Source organism: Microbulbifer mixtoriginis (SeqCode) (genome assembly GCF_052468275.1).
On sequence record NZ_CP174341.1, the window covers coordinates 1,734,069 to 1,753,523 of the forward strand.

At 45.3% G+C, this 19,455-nt stretch carries 17 protein-coding genes; 9 read left to right on the plus strand and 8 right to left on the minus strand.

What is annotated here, in order from left to right:
- Window positions 1-67: 67 nt before the first annotated feature.
- From phnX to ACJJIC_RS07555, 4 genes are read right to left on the minus strand one after another with little or no spacing between them, the layout of a single operon-like run.
- Window positions 68-877, minus strand: a complete 810-nt coding sequence (gene phnX, locus ACJJIC_RS07540; protein WP_445356706.1) for a phosphonoacetaldehyde hydrolase — start codon at window positions 875-877, stop codon at window positions 68-70.
- A gap of 49 nt (window positions 878-926) precedes the next feature.
- Entirely contained in the window at window positions 927-1,481 is a 555-nt protein-coding gene (locus ACJJIC_RS07545; RefSeq protein WP_445356707.1) for an HD domain-containing protein, read from the minus strand.
- On the minus strand, window positions 1,471-2,655 hold the full coding sequence (locus ACJJIC_RS07550) for a TIGR03364 family FAD-dependent oxidoreductase (protein WP_444910340.1): 1,185 nt from the start codon (window positions 2,653-2,655) through the stop codon (window positions 1,471-1,473). The genes ACJJIC_RS07545 and ACJJIC_RS07550 overlap by 11 nt, the downstream gene beginning before the upstream one ends.
- Before the next feature lie 19 nt (window positions 2,656-2,674).
- Window positions 2,675-4,138, minus strand: a complete 1,464-nt coding sequence (locus ACJJIC_RS07555) for a DUF5690 family protein (RefSeq protein WP_444910339.1) — start codon at window positions 4,136-4,138, stop codon at window positions 2,675-2,677.
- Between the two features lie 134 nt (window positions 4,139-4,272).
- On the opposite strand from ACJJIC_RS07555, the gene ACJJIC_RS07560 reads away from it, so the two are divergent.
- Window positions 4,273-6,858 (plus strand): TonB-dependent receptor, encoded by a 2,586-nt coding sequence (locus ACJJIC_RS07560; RefSeq protein WP_445356708.1) that lies wholly within the window; start codon window positions 4,273-4,275, stop codon window positions 6,856-6,858.
- Window positions 6,859-6,923: 65 nt separating this feature from the next.
- Here the strand turns inward: ACJJIC_RS07560 and ACJJIC_RS07565 are convergent, their stop codons facing one another.
- On the minus strand, window positions 6,924-8,612 hold the full coding sequence (locus ACJJIC_RS07565) for an acyl-CoA dehydrogenase family protein (RefSeq protein WP_444910337.1): 1,689 nt from the start codon (window positions 8,610-8,612) through the stop codon (window positions 6,924-6,926).
- A gap of 667 nt (window positions 8,613-9,279) precedes the next feature.
- Between ACJJIC_RS07565 and ACJJIC_RS07570 the strand changes: the two genes are divergently transcribed.
- The 6 genes from ACJJIC_RS07570 to ACJJIC_RS07595 all read left to right on the plus strand — a co-directional run bounded on the left by ACJJIC_RS07570 (window position 9,280) and on the right by ACJJIC_RS07595 (window position 13,723).
- On the plus strand, window positions 9,280-9,963 hold the full coding sequence (locus ACJJIC_RS07570) for a response regulator transcription factor (RefSeq protein ID WP_252083083.1): 684 nt from the start codon (window positions 9,280-9,282) through the stop codon (window positions 9,961-9,963).
- Entirely contained in the window at window positions 9,960-10,373 is a 414-nt protein-coding gene (locus ACJJIC_RS07575; protein WP_252083082.1) for a CsgE family curli-type amyloid fiber assembly protein, read from the plus strand. The genes ACJJIC_RS07570 and ACJJIC_RS07575 overlap by 4 nt, the downstream gene beginning before the upstream one ends.
- Window positions 10,373-10,774, plus strand: a complete 402-nt coding sequence (locus ACJJIC_RS07580) for a curli assembly protein CsgF (RefSeq protein ID WP_444889577.1) — start codon at window positions 10,373-10,375, stop codon at window positions 10,772-10,774. The genes ACJJIC_RS07575 and ACJJIC_RS07580 overlap by 1 nt, the downstream gene beginning before the upstream one ends.
- A gap of 42 nt (window positions 10,775-10,816) precedes the next feature.
- Window positions 10,817-11,665 (plus strand): CsgG/HfaB family protein, encoded by an 849-nt coding sequence (locus ACJJIC_RS07585; protein ID WP_445356709.1) that lies wholly within the window; start codon window positions 10,817-10,819, stop codon window positions 11,663-11,665.
- Window positions 11,666-11,997: 332 nt separating this feature from the next.
- Window positions 11,998-12,477 carry a hypothetical protein gene (locus ACJJIC_RS07590; RefSeq protein WP_445356710.1) on the plus strand — a complete coding sequence of 160 codons (480 nt, stop codon included), beginning with the start codon at window positions 11,998-12,000 and terminating at the stop codon, window positions 12,475-12,477.
- A 55-nt stretch (window positions 12,478-12,532) separates the two neighbouring features.
- Window positions 12,533-13,723, plus strand: coding sequence for a hypothetical protein (locus ACJJIC_RS07595; RefSeq protein WP_444883973.1), 1,191 nt, complete (start codon window positions 12,533-12,535; stop codon window positions 13,721-13,723).
- A gap of 95 nt (window positions 13,724-13,818) precedes the next feature.
- Here the strand turns inward: ACJJIC_RS07595 and holA are convergent, their stop codons facing one another.
- From holA to leuS, 3 genes are all read right to left on the minus strand, one after another.
- Window positions 13,819-14,823 carry a DNA polymerase III subunit delta gene (holA, locus tag ACJJIC_RS07600; protein WP_445356711.1) on the minus strand — a complete coding sequence of 335 codons (1,005 nt, stop codon included), beginning with the start codon at window positions 14,821-14,823 and terminating at the stop codon, window positions 13,819-13,821.
- A gap of 11 nt (window positions 14,824-14,834) precedes the next feature.
- A complete protein-coding gene (locus tag ACJJIC_RS07605) occupies window positions 14,835-15,359 on the minus strand; it encodes an LPS-assembly lipoprotein LptE (RefSeq protein WP_445356712.1) in 525 nt (174 codons plus the stop codon).
- A gap of 100 nt (window positions 15,360-15,459) precedes the next feature.
- Window positions 15,460-18,057, minus strand: coding sequence for a leucine--tRNA ligase (gene leuS / locus ACJJIC_RS07610; protein ID WP_445356713.1), 2,598 nt, complete (start codon window positions 18,055-18,057; stop codon window positions 15,460-15,462).
- A 162-nt stretch (window positions 18,058-18,219) separates the two neighbouring features.
- On the opposite strand from leuS, the gene ACJJIC_RS07615 reads away from it, so the two are divergent.
- Together ACJJIC_RS07615 and ACJJIC_RS07620 are read left to right on the plus strand one after the other, a co-directional pair.
- Window positions 18,220-18,669: a zinc ribbon-containing protein gene (locus tag ACJJIC_RS07615; protein WP_252083074.1), complete on the plus strand. Its 450-nt coding sequence runs from the start codon at window positions 18,220-18,222 to the stop codon at window positions 18,667-18,669.
- Window positions 18,666-19,451 carry a YdcF family protein gene (locus ACJJIC_RS07620; protein WP_444910331.1) on the plus strand — a complete coding sequence of 262 codons (786 nt, stop codon included), beginning with the start codon at window positions 18,666-18,668 and terminating at the stop codon, window positions 19,449-19,451. Before ACJJIC_RS07615 ends, ACJJIC_RS07620 begins: the two co-directional genes overlap by 4 nt.
- The last annotated feature ends 4 nt before the right edge of the window (window positions 19,452-19,455 follow it).

The following is a 19,455-nucleotide window of genomic DNA, read 5'->3' on the forward strand; positions in this document are numbered from 1 at the left end:
GGGTTTGACTGAAACTCGGTCTTAAGCCTGGGCTACCAAACTGGTATTCCTGAAGTTTGATAGCCTATCAGGGGCGTTGTCCAAGAGCCAGTCGGCGATTGATATCGACCAGTACGGGTTCAAGCTTATTGATATCGTCTATCAAATAATGAGCGCCGCAATTCTCAAGTTTTTGATAAGCGCCAATACTGTGATTTCTTTTTTCTTCCTCCGAGAGTGCTTGCCAACTTCCCAGGGATAATCCCGAAGCATTTCCTGAAAGTACGACTGCAACTGTCCACATGCCGGCATTGCGCCCCTCATAAATGCCTGCGGCGGTATCATCAATCTTGACACATTGGTTGACAGACGGGATTTCCATTTCAATGACGTTCTTTAATGCAGCTGCGGGTCCTGGTCTTGCGCCCACAGCTTCATCTGCTGCAATAACACAGTCGGGCTCTAGGCCTTGTTGTTGAGCTTTTACCAGCATGCCTTCAATCATTATGCGACTGTAACCTGTGGTGCTACCAATACGTATATTACGCTCACGCAAGCGGACAAATAGTTTGTCGGCTCCGGGTATTATTTGGCTGTGACTATCGATTTCCTGAATCTGTATCGGGGCCAGACGGCGATATAGTCCGTCTATATCAGATTCCTGGGATGGGCGCCCATGAACCACTTGCCAGGCAGTTTGAATGGAATTTTGTTGTAGCATCTGGCGAATATGTTCTTTCTTCTCAGTACCCATTGGAATACGGGTTTGCTCTTCACTGACCGTAACTCCAGCCTCAGCAAAAATTTGCATAAACGCTTGTAAAGGGGCGCGGGAGCCAAAATCTACTAAGGTTCCGGCCCAGTCGAGGATAGCAGCTTTAAGTTGCAGTGGTTCCATGGATTATCTCCTTTTTGGTAATTGATAAGGGAGTTGAGCGGTAAAATATCTATCGACTAAGTACCTTTGAGCAGATCTTTAGCCAGTGATCCAAAGGAGCTACGGCTAAACCAGGCACTTTTCCTGAATCATCCCACTCGCGCAGACGTAGAGCATCCTCGGCGAATGGGGTATTAAGAAAATTATCTTTTTCTTTATCTGTCATTCTTTTTCCTTGTTTTTTTAGGGTTTTGTGGCTTGCTGCGGATAGCCGTGTCTCATAAATGTTATCTTTACTCATTAAAAATCTTTTAGCTTGAACATGGAGGGCGATAGGCTTTGTGACTGTATTGGGAAAACCCCACCTTTCGAGTAAATCTGCACCTATTAGGTCATGTGCACTGTAGCCTTCAGTATCCGTCCCGGGTATTTTTTCCTTTATAGCGTGGAGATGGCCGATATCATGAAGAAACGCTGCAACAGTCATTTCACCGGAGATACCAGAGTGTTCCGCCAGGGTGGCACACTGGGTAGCATGCTGTAGCTGCGTGCATTTTTCTCCAAGTGTTAAATTCCCGTACTGCAAAAATAACTGTTTAATTTTATCGACAACATTAGCTCTCATCGATTAAGCACTCATCTAGAGGGATCTTGTCCAAAATACCTTTCACCACCCGTTCCATTAATGCTGGTCCGGTTGTCATACCTTTTCCTCCAATACCGGTTATTAAATGAATATTTTCTGTTGCGGATTTTAGGAGTACGCCTTGGCTACTTTCCTGGCTGTAATAGCCATTCCAAATCCTGGCAACATTTAAATAGGGTAGATTAAGGATACGCTTGGCTTCGGCTAACATCAGTGAGTTGATTTCCTGACATATTTCATAGTCCAAACTGCCTGAGTCCTGGGCAGTGAAGTACTCATGAGAATCGCCAATGATGATGCTGCCATCGGCAGATTGTCGAAACAGAAGGTGGATACCAAATTTTCCATAGCTTGGATCAATATGAGGCTTCGGTAGATTTTTATAATTAGGGCAACTTTTAAATGCTTCATAGCGGCGTATTGTCAGACCTGTAAGCAGGTTCCCTGGTATTTTGACTCCCTTGATTTTTTGGGTGCGCAACATCTGCAATTTACTAAGCTGTAGTTGTTCTGTTTGTAATAAGTGCGGAAATAAATGACTAAGTTGGTGGCCACAACAAATCATTACCTGTTCTGAAATAAAAGACTCACCTGTTGAGCAGCGAAGCTGGACCCCATTTTTGACTTCCTCTACGGCTATTACCGGAGTTGCCTTCTTAAAATGTAAATTTTTCGTGTCTTCAAGTAGTTTCCAAAAATACTTCATTAGCAGGGAGCTTTCGGCACTCATTTCCTGTGGATAGTAGAGGCCACCATGGCAGTAACTCTGCTTTAGTAAATTAATTTTCTTGTGACACTGCGTCGAGGTAAGAAGCTTGGAAACGTAGTTAGTCTCACGATTAATCTCATGCATTTCCTCTAGTAGATTGGCCTCTTCTAAAGAAGAAGCCACGTAGAGAGAGCCATTCTGCCAGAGTGCGTCCGGCATTATTGTCGCCAACTCGCCATAAAGTTCCAGCGATCGTCGCCCCAGATTTCGCCATAGTTTTAGATTCATACCAGATGGTACTACTTGGCCAAAATTGCGTACCGTGGCTCCGTGAGGCTTAGTGCTGGCTTCAATTAACAGTACTTTTTTTCCGGATTTGAGTGCATGGTAAGCAGCAAAACTGCCTAATATCCCGGCACCGACAATGGCAATATCAAATTTCATAACTGCTCTATAGCCTTTTTTACACTGGAGAAGTAATAAGCCTCAACCGTGAAGAAGAATTACGGTGCAAGCGGCGAAAGAAAAGAAGTGAGAGCAGCATTAACAAAATACATGCAAAACCAGTAGCATAGGAAAGTTGCTGAGTAAACTGTAACCAGTTTAGGTTTGGTTGCGCGAAAGTCTTATAGAGCATGACACTAATGCTGCCGATATAACCCGCACTATCTGCCAGATAAATCACAAATCCTGCGTTACCTAGGCTCTTGGTGCAGGCGACCAGACGTTCAAATAATAAACAGTTAAATGGAACATAGCCTATATAGAGCCCGATATTGATCCCAATCATCCAGGCAGCCCCGGATACAATATCTAACTCAAATGCGAGAGTTGAAGTTATGCAGATTGCTCCCCCAGCCGTGACTAATAGCTGGTTTAGCTGCAATGCGCGATAGTTGTTACGTACAAAAATAAGTAGCGCCAGGGATGCTAAAACTATCAATGCCACGGGTAGAGTGCTGGTAAGGAAGATCTGGGGTGCTTGACCATGACCCAAAGCTTGCCAAAGCTCTGCAGCGAAATTATCAGAGAAGTCACGAAATGCCGTTAGGAATACATAAGCGATGATTAAAGCCAACAATCCCAGATTCGTTTCGTTGACGAAAGTCCAACGCATTTCATTCGTCATTGGTACTCTTTGTTTTCGTGCACGGATGTCTGCTTGGTTGGGTTGGGGAATTCTACTGAGTGTAAATGTCGATAGAATCAGTGCAGGTAGAAATAATAAGCCCACGGTTGCAGGCATCCAGATTTCCGGCACTTTCCATTCCAGCATTAGATATGCGGCTACTGCTTTTACGGCTCCTGAAGAGACGATTAAGCTAACACATAAAATGGTGCCTAGTGCTTCAGTAAGACGACGCCCCTCTAAATAGCTGAATACTAGTCCCCACACCATTCCAAGTGGGAGACCATTAAAAAAAAGCATGACAACATTATAAGGAGTGGGGATCAATGCGAATGCTATCAAGGCCAGATGACTGAAAAGAATTAGAATTACCAGCATTCTTCCCCGCTGCAATGGCCGTAACTCTGAGACAACCTTAATCCCGATAATTTTTGAAAACGCATAACCCAGTACTTGGGAAATTATAAGTGCGGTTTTAAAGTCTAGAGTGAATTCCCAGCCGGAAATGTTGGCGTAAGATGCTGCTGCAAAGGGCTTGCGGAAAGCATACATACAAAAATAAGTGAAGAATGCAGCAACTCCGGAAAAGAGTAGCAAGAAAAGCTCACTGTTGAAATCTTCACTGGAATCAGATTCCTGTTTTTTACCGGTTTTTTCCATTTTATCGATAGCTGCCATTTGGTCTAGACCAGATTTTAGGTGCTTATGATTGCGTTTTTGTGACAGTCTTTTTTTAAGTTCAATAACCATTCCAGATGGTAAAAATTTTTCATTTATATATTCGCAGGGAATATTCACACACCTGTTATACAAACGTCATAGCGGCAATTTAGGATTCTGGTCTAGTCCAGATTTATGTTGATGATCGAGCAAGTTAATTTGTGTCGATAAAAATTTGCCAATCATTTTTTGATTGATACAGGGGAAGTAAAATGATTTATGTCAAATTATTGCCTGCAACGATTGCTCTGCTGGTGGGACAAGTAAATTACGCTCATGCACAAGAAAGTAGTAAGCAGAGTGTCCAGGATGATAGCGAAATAGAAGAGATTGTTGTGCTTGGACGAATGTTTGAGACAGAGTTACGTTCCCTGGAGTTACAGAGGGAATCCAACCGGATTGTTAATGTGGTATCGGCAGATGGTATAGGAAAGTTACCGGATCGTAACGCCGCAGAGGCAGTTCAAAGAGTCGCAGGCGTATCTATCGAGCGTGACCAGGGGGAAGGACGGTTTGTGGCTGTGCGTGGCCTCCCGTCCCAATGGAGTTCTTCTAGCCTTAATGGTCATCGTTTGCCATCTGCAGAAGAGGAAACTACCAGCAGGGCTACGGCGTTTGATTTCTTTCCATCGGAGCTGATTGAACGTATTGAGGTCTCTAAGTCTGTTACCGCGGATCAGGAAGGTGACTCTATTGGCGGCAATGTTAATTTTGTGACTCGTACAGCCCCTGAAGAACGCACTTTGGATATATCCCTATCTGGTGGCTATGCGGATAAAGCCGACGGTGATATTAAATCCATGAGCATTCTTTATGGGGATAGAAGTGAAGGTGGTAAATGGGGATTTTTGGCCAATGTAACTGGTTGGAGCAGGGATTGGGCAACAGATAACTACGAGCCCCGCCGTAAAGGGGAGGGAATATATCGATTGGAACTGCGGGATTATACCGGAACCAGAGATACCCTGGGGTTAAACCTTGCTACTGAATACCGATTGGAAGAAGGAGGTAAGATTTTTGCTCGTGGTTTGTATGGGACATTAGAAGATGAGGAGACACATTACAAGTACAGGTTGCGGTTCGATAAAGATAGAATGGAACTTCAGCATATCCACAATACTTTGATAACACGTATGCAAGGTGTTGAAGTTGGTGGAGAGCACTTTTTTGGTGATGATAAGCAGCTGAATTGGAATTTAGCCAGCTATGATAATGAATTCCGCTATGGGAATACACCCAATAAAGATGATCGCTCTTATTTTGTAATGCGTTTTGATCAAACGGAAGTAGGTTATGTTGGTCTGGATGATGATGGGCTGGCTTACAACCAAATCGATGGTGGTACTGACCCAGCAGAAAATATACCCACTCACCTCCCGGATGGTTTTGTAATGGACCCAAGCCAGTCCAGCCTATCTTGGGTTGAACTATATAAAGTGTATGTCAACGAAAAGGATAAAGTGGTAGCCACTTTTGACTTTTCTTCCCAGTTTTCCAGTGAGCTGGAGTTAAAGTTCGGTATGAAATATCGGGACAAGGAACGGGTGTCTGAATTCTCCGATGCATTTTACAGTTGGGATGAGGAAAACTATGGGCCTGCCCCAGCTCTCTCTGACTTTACCTTGTCTGATCAGCCTGGCAGAAATGATTTCCTATCAGAGTTGGATATCAACTATGACTCCCAATTCTCTCAGGTTGCTTCAATGTCTCAATTGGAGAATTTTTGGAACCAAAACCGGGATAAATTCATTTTGATTCCCGAAGAATCAGCTCTAGTTGAAAATGGAGGGGCTCTTGGGCGAAATTTTGAGCTAACAGAGAGGCACCTATCGGCTTATGGTATGGGTAATTATGAGCTTTCAGATAGAGCCATTCTTGTAATGGGTTTACGACTCACTCAGACCCAAACGAAGGTGGAAAGCCAGGTATTTGTTAACGATGAAGCTAATAACGGCTATTTGGTGCCGTTTAATGGTGATAAAGAGTATTTATCCATTCTACCATCGGCACATCTAAAATATGCGCTCACAGAGGATAGCAATATCAGGCTCGCGCTGACCAGAACCTTTGCCAGGCCGGACTTTGGTGACCTGAATCCGGGAGGGTACTATGCCGAGCACGATAATGAGTTTATAGGAGGTAATCCAGATCTTGATCCTACTTACTCTTGGAATCTGGATTTGATGTATGAGGACTACTTTGATGACTCGGGGATTTTATCTGCTGGTTTATTTTATAAAGATATTACAGATCCAATTTTTAAAGATGTAAAAGAAGGTGAATACAATGGGGTGTCAGGAGTCGATATTTATAGTCCGGAAAATGGTGAAGATGCGTGGCTGAGGGGATTGGAATTTAATCTGGTGCGAAAAATGGATTTCCTTCCCGGATTTCTTTCAAATATTGGGTTATCGACAAATTTAACTATGATGGATTCAGAAATGCGTATTCCGGGCCGTGATGGTGTAGTGCCGATTTCCCGTCAAGCTGATTTATTACATAATCTCTCTATCTATTATGATGATGGTACCTTCTCCATTCGCCTAGCTCAAAACCATAAGGGGGAGTATATTGAAGAGCATGGTAGCAATAAAAATGAAGACCAGTACTACGGTGCTTACACAAGCCTGGATATGAGTGCAAATTATACGATTGGGGACAATTTAGTTATTTTTGCTGAGGCCTTAAACCTTACGAATGAACCTTTAACTTATTATATTGGTAATAAAGATAGGCCAAAGCAAGTTGAGTATTATGGGGTTCGTGGTCAACTGGGCTTTCGTTATAGTTTTTTTTAGCTGATCTTTTATCTTGCACAGGAGAAACATCTCGGTTGTCGTCGAGTTGCTTCTCCCAAAAGCAGTTAAACACCAATTGTAAGCGGGTCGCCGCGTCTGAGTAATGTTTCAATGTCAACACCCTTTGGTAGACTGCCAGTGCTATGAGCTCCTCTAGTTTCCAGTCTTGATTGAATAAATGCATCACTAATCGATTCGTTGCCTGACTGTAAAAGTAGATGAACCTGCATTGCAATCGCCATTTGATCAATAATACTGCGTGCTCTGTATTCAAATTGATCCAAATCAGCAAGCTCTTTTTTTAGTGAATCTATAGCTTTATCGAAGCGGATATCCATACCAATGCTTGTTGCCATCTCATCCAGCCAGTGATTTACGACATTGGGTGTTTTTGTGATGGCACGCAGCACATCAAGAGCCTGGATATTACCGGAACCCTCCCATATGGCATTAATTGGAGCATCGCGGTAGAGTCGTGCAGTGATAAAACTTTCAATAACACCATTTCCACCGAGGCATTCCATCGCCTCATAGGCATGATGCGGGCTGCGCTTACAAATCCAATACTTACCCACAGCTGCTCCCAGTCTTAGAAGCATTTGTTCGTGTTCTTGATCTTCATGATCCATAGCTCGGGCCATGCGCATGGTCAAGGCCACTGACCCTTCAACTTCTAATTGCAGGTCTGCCAGGACATTTTGCATTAGGGCTTGATCAATTAGCTTTTTTCCAAAGGCTTCTCTATGGGATGCATGGTATATCGCTTGCAATACGGCTTGGCGTTGGCCCCCAGAGGAACCGACCATACAATCAAAACGAGTTATCGCGACCATCTTGATAATTGCATTGACTCCCCGACCTTCTTCACCCAAGAGCCATCCTAAGGCACCTCGCATCTCCACTTCGGAAGAGGCATTGGATACATTACCAGATTTCACTTTGAGCCTTTGGATTTCTAATGGGTTTTTACTTCCATCCGGACGCCATCGGGGAACCAAAAAACAAGAAAGACCGCCCGGTGCCTGAGCCAGAATTAGAAAACCGTCACACATAGGAGCAGACATAAACCATTTATGCCCAAGTAGCTCATAAGTTCCATCATCCATGGGGATTGCACCGGTTGTGTTGGCACGTACATCTGACCCACCTTGTTTCTCTGTCATACCCATACCGATAGTTAGAGAGTGTTTTTCATAGTAGGGGCGATTACTGCCATCGTAGCCCCGGCTAAGAATTTTAGGGATCCACTCCTTGGCGATTGATGGGTTTAATTTTATCGAAGGAAGAGAGGCAAAAGTCATCGTGATTGGGCACCCATGACCCGCCTCAAGTTGACAATGCAGATAGTTCTTTGCCGCTCGAGCAACATTGGCACCGCTACAAGGATGACTCCAGGGGGAGCTGTGTAGTCCTTCTGATAAGGCAAGCTGCATAAGTTGATGGTAAGAAGGATGATAACGAACTAAGTCTATACGGTTTCCGATTCGGTCATGACTTTCAAATATGGGTTTAAACTCATTGGCAGCATAACCCCGTTCAATCATTTCTGGTCTTCCACAAACCTCGCCATAGCGTTGTAGATCATTTTCGGCCCAATGTCCGCCATTAAGGTGTACCGAATCGAGTAGAGCCTGATCGCCGGCATACAGATTGTGCCCTGAGAGAGGGGAAGTCTGATTCTTTACCGTATGAGTGGTTGCATGGGCAGAGGGGTGAAGGTGATCGCTCATGATCAGGGCCTCAATGGTTAACATAGTTATATGTTCTTTGATTCATCTACTTGTACCAAAACACCAAACAGGTACCAAGAGACATGGTGATAGCGTACCAATACAAAATCATAAAGTAGTCCCACCCTGATTACTATTTGCGCACTCATTAAATCTATTACGCACTATAAAAATATTTAATAAGTATAATTTATAGGGTTTCTTTGGATAGGTTATCCAAAATAATATTACTTTCATGAAACAGAGTGTATTTATTATTTTAGTATGATTGATTAGCTAAATTTTAATTTTTGTTGCTACTTGGCTTTTTGTGCCGTTTATAGGTTTTTAACTTTTATAGGTATGCTTTTTTTCATGCTAATATTTAAAATAAATCCATTAATTTTGTGGGTTAGTGCAAATTTATTACTATTTTTTAAACGCTTTATTTTTTTTAAGTTTAGACAAAAGGATGTTTCTAGTTGGTTACTTAATAATCATCTTTAATACCTTTGTATGAAAAAATGACATTTGTAATAATCGCTGGCACACTTAAGATTGAATTTTTGTTATCTGTATCACTTACTGTTGCAGTGTGTTGGTTGATCGAATAGATTTAGCTCTCAATATCGAGAATGTGGATAGAAAATAATAAAAAAGTAAGAAGTCATTAGATAAAATCTTAAAGAGATTGCATATTGGGGGAACCCAGATGAATTTGCATAAGGAATATGCACGCCTCAAAGTTGTTTCGCAGGATCATGTTTGTAAGGGTCCCGCTGTTACCTTCTTAACCTCATCAGTCAACTTGCAGAGTTCAATTTTTGCAGGGCATATTGAAGAGGAGTTTAAAACCAGATGCTCCATTGTTCAGCGAGTCCCATCTTTTTCACTTGATGGAGTTAAGGCTGATTATCTCTTGCTCGACTGTGTTGGGCTCTTTAAAGCGGATCTTGATCAGTTATTACGTGATATTCATGCTTCTACTAACTCGCCTGGCATTATTCTCTTAAATGTTGACGACCCTAATGAGTTTGACTTTGTCTTACACTGGGAGAAGGTCCTAGGATTGATGCCGGCAAAATGTGAGCCCGGGGTTATTATGGAGCGATTAGGTAAGATATTCCTGGGGGAATATTGGTTCCCTAGAGATGTTCTGCATAACTTTTTAAGGCAGCATAGACGTCCTAAAAGATGGATGGATTCTAGCGCAAACCTTACACAAAGAGAAAGACAGATATTGGAGCTTATTTGTGAGTGTAGAACCAATGCAGATATTGCGGAGGTACTATGTGTCAGTGAGCATACCGTTAAAAGTCACCTATACAAGGTTTATAAAAAGATTGGTTGCAAAAACAGATTGGAGGCAAGTAGTTGGGCGAGTCAAAATCTGTGAAATTAAAAATTCTATTTTTTTCTATTTGGTTTATTTCTAGTACAGTTATTTCCCAGGAGTCAGAGTTTGCTCAGAGCGAAGAGTCAATCCTTACCGGTTTGGTGATTGATAACACAGTAAGCGGCATAGGGCATGAGTTCGCACGCTCTTTATCGTTGTATATTACATCCAACTTGACTGACTTTGATTATAACCTGACTGTGTATGAAAGGCCTTCTGCGCGGTGGGGTAGTGTTGTGTGGGTAAATTATGAGAATAAGCAGGTGTTCAGGACTGTTATTTACCCAGGCAGAAGACGTTTTGGGCAGATAGTTGAGCAAGCTGTTGCTCAAATCAATAATAATGTACGACAGCAAAGGCTGCAGCAGTTATTTTCACAAAACTTGGACTTGGCCGGGGAGGAATTATAGTGAAGTTCTATGTTTTATTGGTTTTATCTTTCTTTTCTGTCTCTGCCTATTCGACAGAGCTAATTTACACTCCAGTAAATCCATCCTTCGGAGGTAATCCATTAAATGGTAATTATTTGTTAAATAATGCCAGCGCTCAAAATAGTAAAAAAGATCCTAAAGCTGGTAAGTCACCATACTCTGATTCATCTTCACTTGACAGGTTTACGGATACACTAGAATCCAGATTGTTGTCTCAGTTGCTCACAGATGTTGGAGATGGAAATGATGGTACTCTCGTAACCGATGACTTTATCGTTAACATACTTGATGTAGATGGTACCCTAACTATAACTATTACAGATGCTGTCACAGGAGAGCTTTCTGAGATCGTAGTCGTTGGCCTAAATCCTGGTAACTGATTTAATTGGTCAATAGATTGTTTGTTCTTTAGGGTGGTGGTGATGGTGGTTAGAATAATAGTTATATTTTTGGTTTTTATTTTAAGTGGTTGTAGTTTCTTTCAAAATGCAGGAGAGGCGTTGTTTGGCCCAGGGCATCAAAAAGCCACTTTGACGGATCGAATGAGTACTTATGCAGATCTTTTGAATTTGCCCTTACCGAGGGGGAAGATCGTAGTAGCGGTTTATGGATTTAGTGATCAAACTGGCCAGTACAGGCCAGCACCGTCTAGCTCTTTTTCTACTGCAGTAACACAAGGCGCTGCCTCTATGCTCGTACAAGTACTCAACGAGTCAGGTTGGTTTGTTACTCTTGAGCGTGAAGGGCTACAAAACCTGCTTACTGAAAGAAAAATCATACGAGCAGCAATCAAAGAGCATGAAACTCCCCAACCCTTTGAGCTCCCCTCCCTGATGTCAGCAAATATAATGTTGGAGGGCGGTATAGTCGCTTATGATACCAATATCAAAACCGGCGGAGCCGGTGCGCGTTATTTTGGTATTGGACTTTCTGAGCAATATCGAGTAGACGAAGTGACCGTGAATTTGCGTGCGGTCGATGTTAGAACTGGAAGAGTTTTAAATAGCGTTTTAACCAGTAAGAAAATTCTATCAAGGCAGGTTCAGGGAGACGTTTATACATTTGTTGAGTATAAACGTTTATTAGAGATTGAGGCTGGAATGACGACCAATGATCCGGCTCAACTTTGTGTGCTTTCTGCGATTGAATCTGCAGTTATTCATCTTATTGCCAATGGTGTGACGAATAATATTTGGGCAATGCAGGATGTCAATGAATTCCCTGCATCTGTACTTAGTGAATATGCGGATGCAACTGTGAAAATTCTTTAGAATAATTTTTTTATTAAATATTCTGACTAATTTCTTTGTCTTGCAATGGTTGCTGGCTGCTCACATTCCTGTGTGGGCGGTTTTTCTTGTTGAATTTTTGTGTAAGTTTGTGTAATTTAGTAAATCTACTTGTCGATATCTTACATCTTCGTATTAAATCAACTTTCTGGAAAGGCTTTCATACAAAAGTCTTAAATATTTATTGTTTTCCCGCCCCAAAAAATATTCTTTTTTCTGATTTATTGTTTTCGCTTAAATTCCTATAGTGGTCCTCTAGTGGTCCTCGATGAGCGGAATTGCTCTCGCTTTAATTAACCTTTAGGAGAATTTTGGTGGGCGTTATCAAAGTGAGCCTATGTGGTTTATTTTTACTCCTTACCTGTATTAACTCTGTCTGGGCTGGTGACTTAGATGATCATGATGAGCTGCTTTCTGGTCAGGGAAAGCTGGATCTCATGTTGCAACGGGATGAGTCTATTACTGGTCAGTTAGCTGAGGTCATTCAGACAGGGGAATACAATTTTGCAGAAGTTTCTCAGTTTGGGCAGTTCAACCAAGTTTTTTTGGTTCAGGATGGCTATTCGAATGAAGCAGCAATTCAGCAGGCTGGGGAATATAACTATGCTGCAATTTCCCAGTCTGGAGCTTATAACCAAGCTACCGCTATACAAAATGGTTTAGATAATATTGCTCTAATAAATCAAGTGGGCAATGGAAACTCAGCCAACATCATCCAAAACGGAGATGGGCTCTTTGGATTTGTCGCGCAGTTCGGTGACAACCATGCGGTGCAGGTCGTTCAGCACGATTAAAGCACTGCTTTCTTTTTGTTTGTATTTGTTTACTTAGTCTGATGGAGAAACATAAATGAAAAAGCTTTCACTTGCTGCTGCGATTGCAATGCTTGTTGGTGCTGGTCACGCAATGGCCGATGCTAATTATGGTGATCAACTGCAGGTTGGAAATGACAACGCTGCTGATATCTATCAAATGGGCGAGTCCACCAATAATGCGGCTTATCAGTGGCAGGAAGGTAATGACAACCGTGCTTACGCAAGTCAATCCACCGCCGATGCGAACTATATTGACCAGACTCAGGTAGGTAACCGTAACTACTCTGAAACCACGCAATTCGATCAAAACAGCTCCCAAGCCTATTCCTATCAGCAGGGAGAGGGTAACTGGGGAGTTGTTCATCAGTGGGGCGGTAATGGCAATGCAGCTTATGCTACTCAAATGGGTAGTGAAAATACTATGCATCTAGATCAGTACCGCTCAGATGGTGGTGAGGCTAATTACAATACCCTTGATGCGGTTCAGGAGGGTAATGACAATATGGCTGCCCTGCAGCAGGACGGAGATAGTAACCTGTTTGTCAGCACTCAGTCTGGTGATGGAAACAGCGTTTGGAGCAGCACCTGGATGAGCTCTGATGAAGGCTTCGTAGGAGGCCAAGTTGGTGAAGGTAACGTCGGTTTTGTTTATCAAGGCGGTGTTGAAAATACTTCTAACTTGGTGCAGTCAGGTGACTTCAACTATCTGAATATGTCCCAGGATGGGGCCAATAACTTCAATACTATTGCTCAGAATGGCACTGGTAACTCTAGTGTTACTGGTCAGTATGGTGATGCCAACACCATGACCGTTACGCAGAATGACCTCAACAATATTGGCGATATGTACCAATACGGCAATGATAATGCTGCAATTCTGCAACAAACGGGTGATCATAACGAAGCTGAATTCTCTCAGTTTGGGGATCTCAATACAGCTAATATTGATCAGCTGGGAAGTGCCAACTTCACTTATGGCCATAGCGAAGGTATGGCCAACACAGTTGATGTTGACCAGAGCGGTGAGCTGAACTTGGCTGAGATCCATCAGGACATGGGTGAGTTTAACCTGATGGTTGTATCTCAGGATGGCTTTGAGCACGGTGCTCACCTGGGACAGTCTGGTAGCGAGAACACTACCTATGTAACTCAGGCTGGCAATTTCAATATGGCCAGTGTGCACCAGGTCGGCAACAGCAATATGGCTACAGTTTCTCAAAACTAATACGCCTATAATGACTATTGTCTAAACCCTCCTCGTTTCGGGGAGGGTTTTTTATTAGCGGCGTTTAAAAGAATCCGATTGCTTGGGCTAACTTTCTAAACGCTTTTCTGTCCACTCAAATTTAGCGTGAGTTCCATAAGGCCATTCCATGGGGACTGGTGAGTGTTGCCACCTTTGATCGCCGAATCAACGGCTCTGGCTTTTAAAAGAAGAGCCTCCAGTATATTTGGAGTTAGACGGTTTAAGGCATTTTGTACAAGTGGTTGGCGTTTTTGGATGCGAACTAAACGTGCTAGTTGCTGGCCCTGATTGAGTTTCTCCATTAGTTCCAGTAATGAGCGCATCTCTCTTGTTAGGGCCCAGAGCACCACAGGTGGCTCAATACCTTCCGAGCGTAAGCCTTGTAGCGTTTTGATCGCTTTCTCGGCTTCTCCTGCCAAAGCTCTGTCAATTAAATCGAAAACACTGTATCGCGCAGAGCTGGTTACACTTTGCTCTAACAGTTCGACCGTTATTGTCCCGTCACTATTTAAAAGTTTGAGCTTTTCGATTTCTTGGCTTGCTGCGAGCAGATTACCCTCTACTCTTTCGGCGAGAATACGTATAGCTTCTTTCTCAGCAGATAACCCTGCGGCATTGATCCTTTGGTTGATCCAGTGTGGCATTTCCTGGGAGCTAACAGGCCAAATTTGTACGAGAGCACCATGCTGCTCAAGTGTTTTAACCCATTTGCTATTGAGTTGTGATTTGTCCAGCTTGGGCAAAACCAGCAGTAGTATCAAATCCTGACTGGCGAGAGCGGCAAATTCCTGTAAGGCTTTACTGCCTTTATCCCCTGGTTTTCCACTGGGAGCGCGTACCTCGATAAGCTTCCTCTCTGCAAAAAGAGACATATTTCCGGCTGAGGCAAGTAATAAACCCCAGTCGAAATTATGCTCTGCATGTAGAAGTTCCCGCTCAGCGAAACCATTCTGCCTCGCTGCCGCACGTATTTGGTCGCAAGATTCCTGAACCAGGAGTGGTTCATCGCCTGAGATAATATAAACCGGCGCAAGCCCTTTCCGTAGTTGCTGGGGAAGCTGTTGGGGATTAATACGCATGACAGAACTACCTAGTAGCTCTTATCTTGCAAGGGGGCATTGACATCGATACGGCGCAAACGGTTGATCATTCGGCTAATCAACTCGCGGCGCATTTCCGCGCGTAAGAGGCGTTCCTCTTCTCCCTTGCTGACTATTTCTGAGACGTTCCACTCCAATGATCTATAGACATCGGCCTGAGCTTTATTTAGCAGTACTTCGCCACTGTGTGTACGCACGCTATAAATCGCGCTGGTAATCAACTCGTACTCAGAAGCCCGTCCTTCAGAATCCACGGCGACAGTTAATTTTCGTTCTATTTCTTTATGAATGGTGAGTAGGTAGTCCGCTTCAATAGGGGATGGAGCAACAGGGACCCCGCCGTTTTCCAGAAGACGGCTAATTTCATCAGCAATATCACTGCGAGGGTTCTCACTCGATATGTAAATAGTACTGCCTGGAGGAAAATTTTTTGGCGCTCCCCGCAGGTGCCAACCGCAACTGGCGGTGGCCACAAGGGTAACTAGCAGGATGATACGACGTGCAAATATTTTCATAAACTACCTGGCTTTAGTGCCAGCAAATATAGGGTTTGCAGATATGCGCCGGGAGCACAATGCTCCCGGCTATTGGTTGGATATAACTGCGCAGTATTTTTTACTTCGCGACAATATTTACCAATTTGCCTGGCACAACGATGACTTTGCGTACGGTGGCATCGCCAATAAATTTCTGGACGTTTTCATCGCCTAGGGCGAGCTTTTCCAAGCCCTCTTTGTCCGCATCAGCAGGCGCATCCAGCTTTGCACGCACTTTGCCATTGACTTGAACGACCAAAGTAATTGAGGTGCGCACCAGAGCCTTTTCATCTACTACTGGCCAGGGAGCATCAATTAAGGTGTTGTTATTGCCCAGGATTTGCCACAGTTGGTGGCAAATATGCGGAGTTACCGGAGCCAGTAGCAAGACAGCTGCCTGTAGAGCCTCTCTCTCCACTGCCAGCCCCTGCTCATTACTGCGATCCGCCAGTTTACCAACCTCATTGAGAAGCTCCATCACTGCCGCAATAGCCGTGTTGAAGGTTTGACGGCGTCCGTAGTCGTCGCCAACCTTCTGAATCGTCTCGTGGGTTTTACGGCGTAATTGTTGTTGCTGGTCGCTCAAAGATTGTTGGTCAATCTGAGCGCTGCTAGTGCTTACAGCAGCATGTGCATGTACAGTTTTCCAGAGTTTTCGCAGGAAGCGGCTGGCTCCCTCCACGCCGGCATCGTGCCACTCCAAAGTTTGCTCGGGCGGAGCTGCAAACATTGTGAACAGGCGTACAGTATCGGCACCGTATTCTTTAACAGCAGCATGGGGATCGATGCCATTGTTTTTTGACTTGGACATCTTCACAACGCCACCGGCAATTACTTCTTCACCTGTTGCGCGCTCAACTGCCTTGATGGGTTTTCCTTTCTCATCCCGCTCGACATCAACATCGGCGGGGTTGATCCAGGTTTTATGGCCGTTTTCTTCCTTGTAGAAGGATTCAGCCAACACCATGCCCTGGCACAAAAGCTGCTTGAAGGGTTCATCGCTGTTGACCAAGCCCTCATCCCGCATCAATTTGTGGAAAAAGCGCGCGTAGAGAAGGTGCAGGATGGCGTGCTCAATACCACCTACATATTGGTCGACAGGTAGCCAGTAGTTGGCGCGATCGGGGTCGAGCATGCCCTCTTCGAAGTCTGGGCAGGTATAGCGAGCGTAGTACCAGCTGGACTCCATAAAAGTGTCAAAAGTGTCGGTCTCACGCTCGACCGGCGTACCATTGAGTTCGTCTTTGCGCCACTCGGGATCGGCTTTAATGGGGGACTGAACACCGTCCAGCTCCACATCTTCCGGCAGTAAAATAGGGAGTTTCTCGGCGGGCACCGGGATTTCTCCACCATCTGCGAGGTTGAACATGGGGATAGGGGCACCCCAGTAGCGCTGGCGGGATACACCCCAATCGCGCAGGCGATAATTGGTGGTCACACGGCCTTTGTCTGCTGCTATTAAAACTTCGGAAATCGCGGTAAAGGCACCATCAAAATCCAGACCATCAAAATTGCCGGAGTTCACCAGTTTGCCTTTTTCGGTGAAGGCTTCTTTGTTGAGATCGATTTCCTGGCCATCGGCGGGCGCTATGACTTGAGTCAAAGGCAACTGATACTTGTGTGCGAACTCCCAGTCGCGTTGATCGTGGGCGGGTACTGCCATCACCGCGCCAGAGCCATAATCCATCAGTACATAGTTAGCTACCCAGACGGAGACTTCCTCCCCGCTGATGGGGTGAATAGCCTTGAGACCGGTGTCCATGCCTCTCTTGTCCATTGTGGCCATATCGGCTTCAGACAGAGACTGCTTTTTGCACTCAGAGATAAATGTTTTTAGCTCGGGGTTAGTCTCTGCTAACTCCAGAGCGATTGGGTGTTCAGCGGCGAGGGATACATAGGTGACGCCCATCAGGGTGTCTGGGCGGGTGGTGTAAACATCGAAGTGATCTATACCAGCCACAGTGGTGGGCAGGCTAAAGCTCAGCTCCACACCTCGGCTCTTGCCGATCCAGTTGCGCTGCATGGTGCGCACCTGCTCAGGCCACTCCGGCAGCTTATCCAGGTCCTTGAGCAGCTCTTCTGCGTAGTCAGTGATCTTGATAAACCACTGGGCCAGCTCACGCCTCTCCACGGTAGTGCCGCAGCGCCAACATGCACCATCTTCAACCTGCTCGTTGGCGAGCACGGTCTGGTCATTGGGGCACCAGTTCACCGCGGAATTTTTCTTGTAGACCAGGCCCTTTTCATAGAGGCGGGTGAAGAACCACTGCTCCCAGCGATAATAGGATGGCTGGCAGGTGGCTAGCTCGCGGGACCAGTCGAAGCCAAATCCGAGAGCTTTCAATTGCCCCTTCATATAATCAATATTGGCGTAGGTCCATTTTGCTGGCGCGGTTTTATTCTGGATCGCAGCATTTTCAGCCGGTAAGCCGAAGGCATCCCAGCCCATGGGGTGCAGGACATTCTTACCCTGCATACGCTGATAGCGGGAAATAACATCGGTAATGGTGTAATTGCGCACATGGCCCATGTGCAGCTTGCCGCTGGGGTAGGGGAACATGGATAGGCAGTAGAACTTTTCCCTGCCGGTATCTTCCTTTACCTCAAAGCTTTTCTCTGCCTCCCAGAATTCCTGGGCGGAAGCTTCGACTGCGGAGGGGTTGTACTGCTCTTCCATTGATTGGGGACCTATACTCTGTGATCAAATTTTGCGGGGAAACTTTTCAGTGTTTTAGTGGAAGCAGCTCTGGATCGACAAGCAAAAGGATTGATTGCGATCAAGGACGGCCCCCAGAGCATCTTTTAGGATGCGTAAACGCGAGATTATAGGAGGGATACCGTGACGAAGGAACCGAAGTTACCGCCGAAGGACGATCTGGCCGATGAGTTTCGTGAAGACCTGGAGGATTTGATTGAGGGAGAGCTGGCAGTTGAGGACCTGACCGCAAATAAGGTCGCTTTTCTTCGCGCCTGGTTAAAAGATGATCTGCATCGAGCCGGGGATTATATGCGCGGTCTGGGAGGGGAGCTGATTACTCTGGAAGAGCGCGGGGGTGACTGGTTGCTGAACGCGGCGGACCCTACGGAAACGGCTTGGCCCAATCTTATGCGCTGTATCCGTGAGGGCAAACCCTGGGCCCTTGCGGGTGAGATAGTGGGGGCCGACGAGGAACTTCAATGTCTGGGGTGTGGTTATCTCGCTCAGCCGCCGGAGAATAGTCAAATTACACCCTGTCACCGCTGTGGCTATGGTTGCTTCAGGCAAATAGAAGGCGGCCTTGAGTATTGATTGAGCTGTATAAAATAGCGGTCAATTTGTTGATGCCACCACTGGCGCCAATGCTGGGGCTGCTGGCGGCATTCTTGATACGCTTTTTTCCTGAAGGCTCTTTGCTGGAGAAATTGTCCCTGCCATTGGCGATTCTCTCATTTTGTCTGCTCTGGCTTAGTGCTACTCCGGCGTTTTCAAGCTGGATCGGTAAGCGCTTGGGCGTTGTAGCAGATTTACCTGGTACAGAGTCTGCTCCCAGGGCTGTGGTGATCCTCGGAGGCGGTGTTTATAGGGATAATCAGCAAGGCTATGAGTACCTATCTGCGTCCAGTTTGGAGAGGGTGATCTGGGTAGCAAAGCATGTCCCAAGGAATATGCCAATCCTGGTGTCCGGCGGCCGTATTTCACCGGATGAGCATGTCTCTGAGGCAGAGTTGATGGCGAAAATGTTGGATGAGATGTCCCGCCCGGTGAGTTGGCGCGAAGCTTGCAGTCGAACTACCGCAGAGAACGCGGTAAATAGCGCGGAGATATTGCGCAATTCAGGTGTGGGAACTATTGTGCTCGCCACTCACTGGTGGCACATGCCCAGGGCTGCGGCAGTTTTTACCCGCGCAGGCCTAAAGGTACAGCCTTTATCAGTGGGCAGTGCTTCTGAGTTAGAGTCAAGGGAAAAGGGTGGGGTCTTAAATTGGGTTCCCAGTGCTGAGGCGCTGCTGCGGACTCAGGCCTATTGGCGGGAACTATTGGCACAAGCCTGGTATCAATATCGACCACTGCCGCAGGCCAAAAAGTGCTGAGGAA

Bases quoted from the DNA above. Each gene is read 5' to 3' on its own strand.
- phnX (WP_445356706.1), bottom strand. From the start codon at position 877: ATGGAACCACTGCAACTTAAAGCTGCTATCCTCGACTGGGCCGGAACC.
- ACJJIC_RS07565 (WP_444910337.1), bottom strand. From the start codon at position 8,612: ATGTTAACCATTGAGGCCCTGATCATGAGCGATCACCTTCACCCCTCT.
- ACJJIC_RS07550 (WP_444910340.1), bottom strand. From the start codon at position 2,655: ATGAAATTTGATATTGCCATTGTCGGTGCCGGGATATTAGGCAGTTTT.
- ACJJIC_RS07570 (WP_252083083.1), top strand. From the start codon at position 9,280: ATGAATTTGCATAAGGAATATGCACGCCTCAAAGTTGTTTCGCAGGAT.
- ACJJIC_RS07545 (WP_445356707.1), bottom strand. From the start codon at position 1,481: ATGAGAGCTAATGTTGTCGATAAAATTAAACAGTTATTTTTGCAGTAC.
- leuS (WP_445356713.1), bottom strand. From the start codon at position 18,057: ATGGAAGAGCAGTACAACCCCTCCGCAGTCGAAGCTTCCGCCCAGGAA.
- ACJJIC_RS07585 (WP_445356709.1), top strand. From the start codon at position 10,817: ATGGTGGTTAGAATAATAGTTATATTTTTGGTTTTTATTTTAAGTGGT.
- ACJJIC_RS07605 (WP_445356712.1), bottom strand. From the start codon at position 15,359: ATGAAAATATTTGCACGTCGTATCATCCTGCTAGTTACCCTTGTGGCC.
- ACJJIC_RS07595 (WP_444883973.1), top strand. From the start codon at position 12,533: ATGAAAAAGCTTTCACTTGCTGCTGCGATTGCAATGCTTGTTGGTGCT.
- holA (WP_445356711.1), bottom strand. From the start codon at position 14,823: ATGCGTATTAATCCCCAACAGCTTCCCCAGCAACTACGGAAAGGGCTT.
- ACJJIC_RS07560 (WP_445356708.1), top strand. From the start codon at position 4,273: ATGATTTATGTCAAATTATTGCCTGCAACGATTGCTCTGCTGGTGGGA.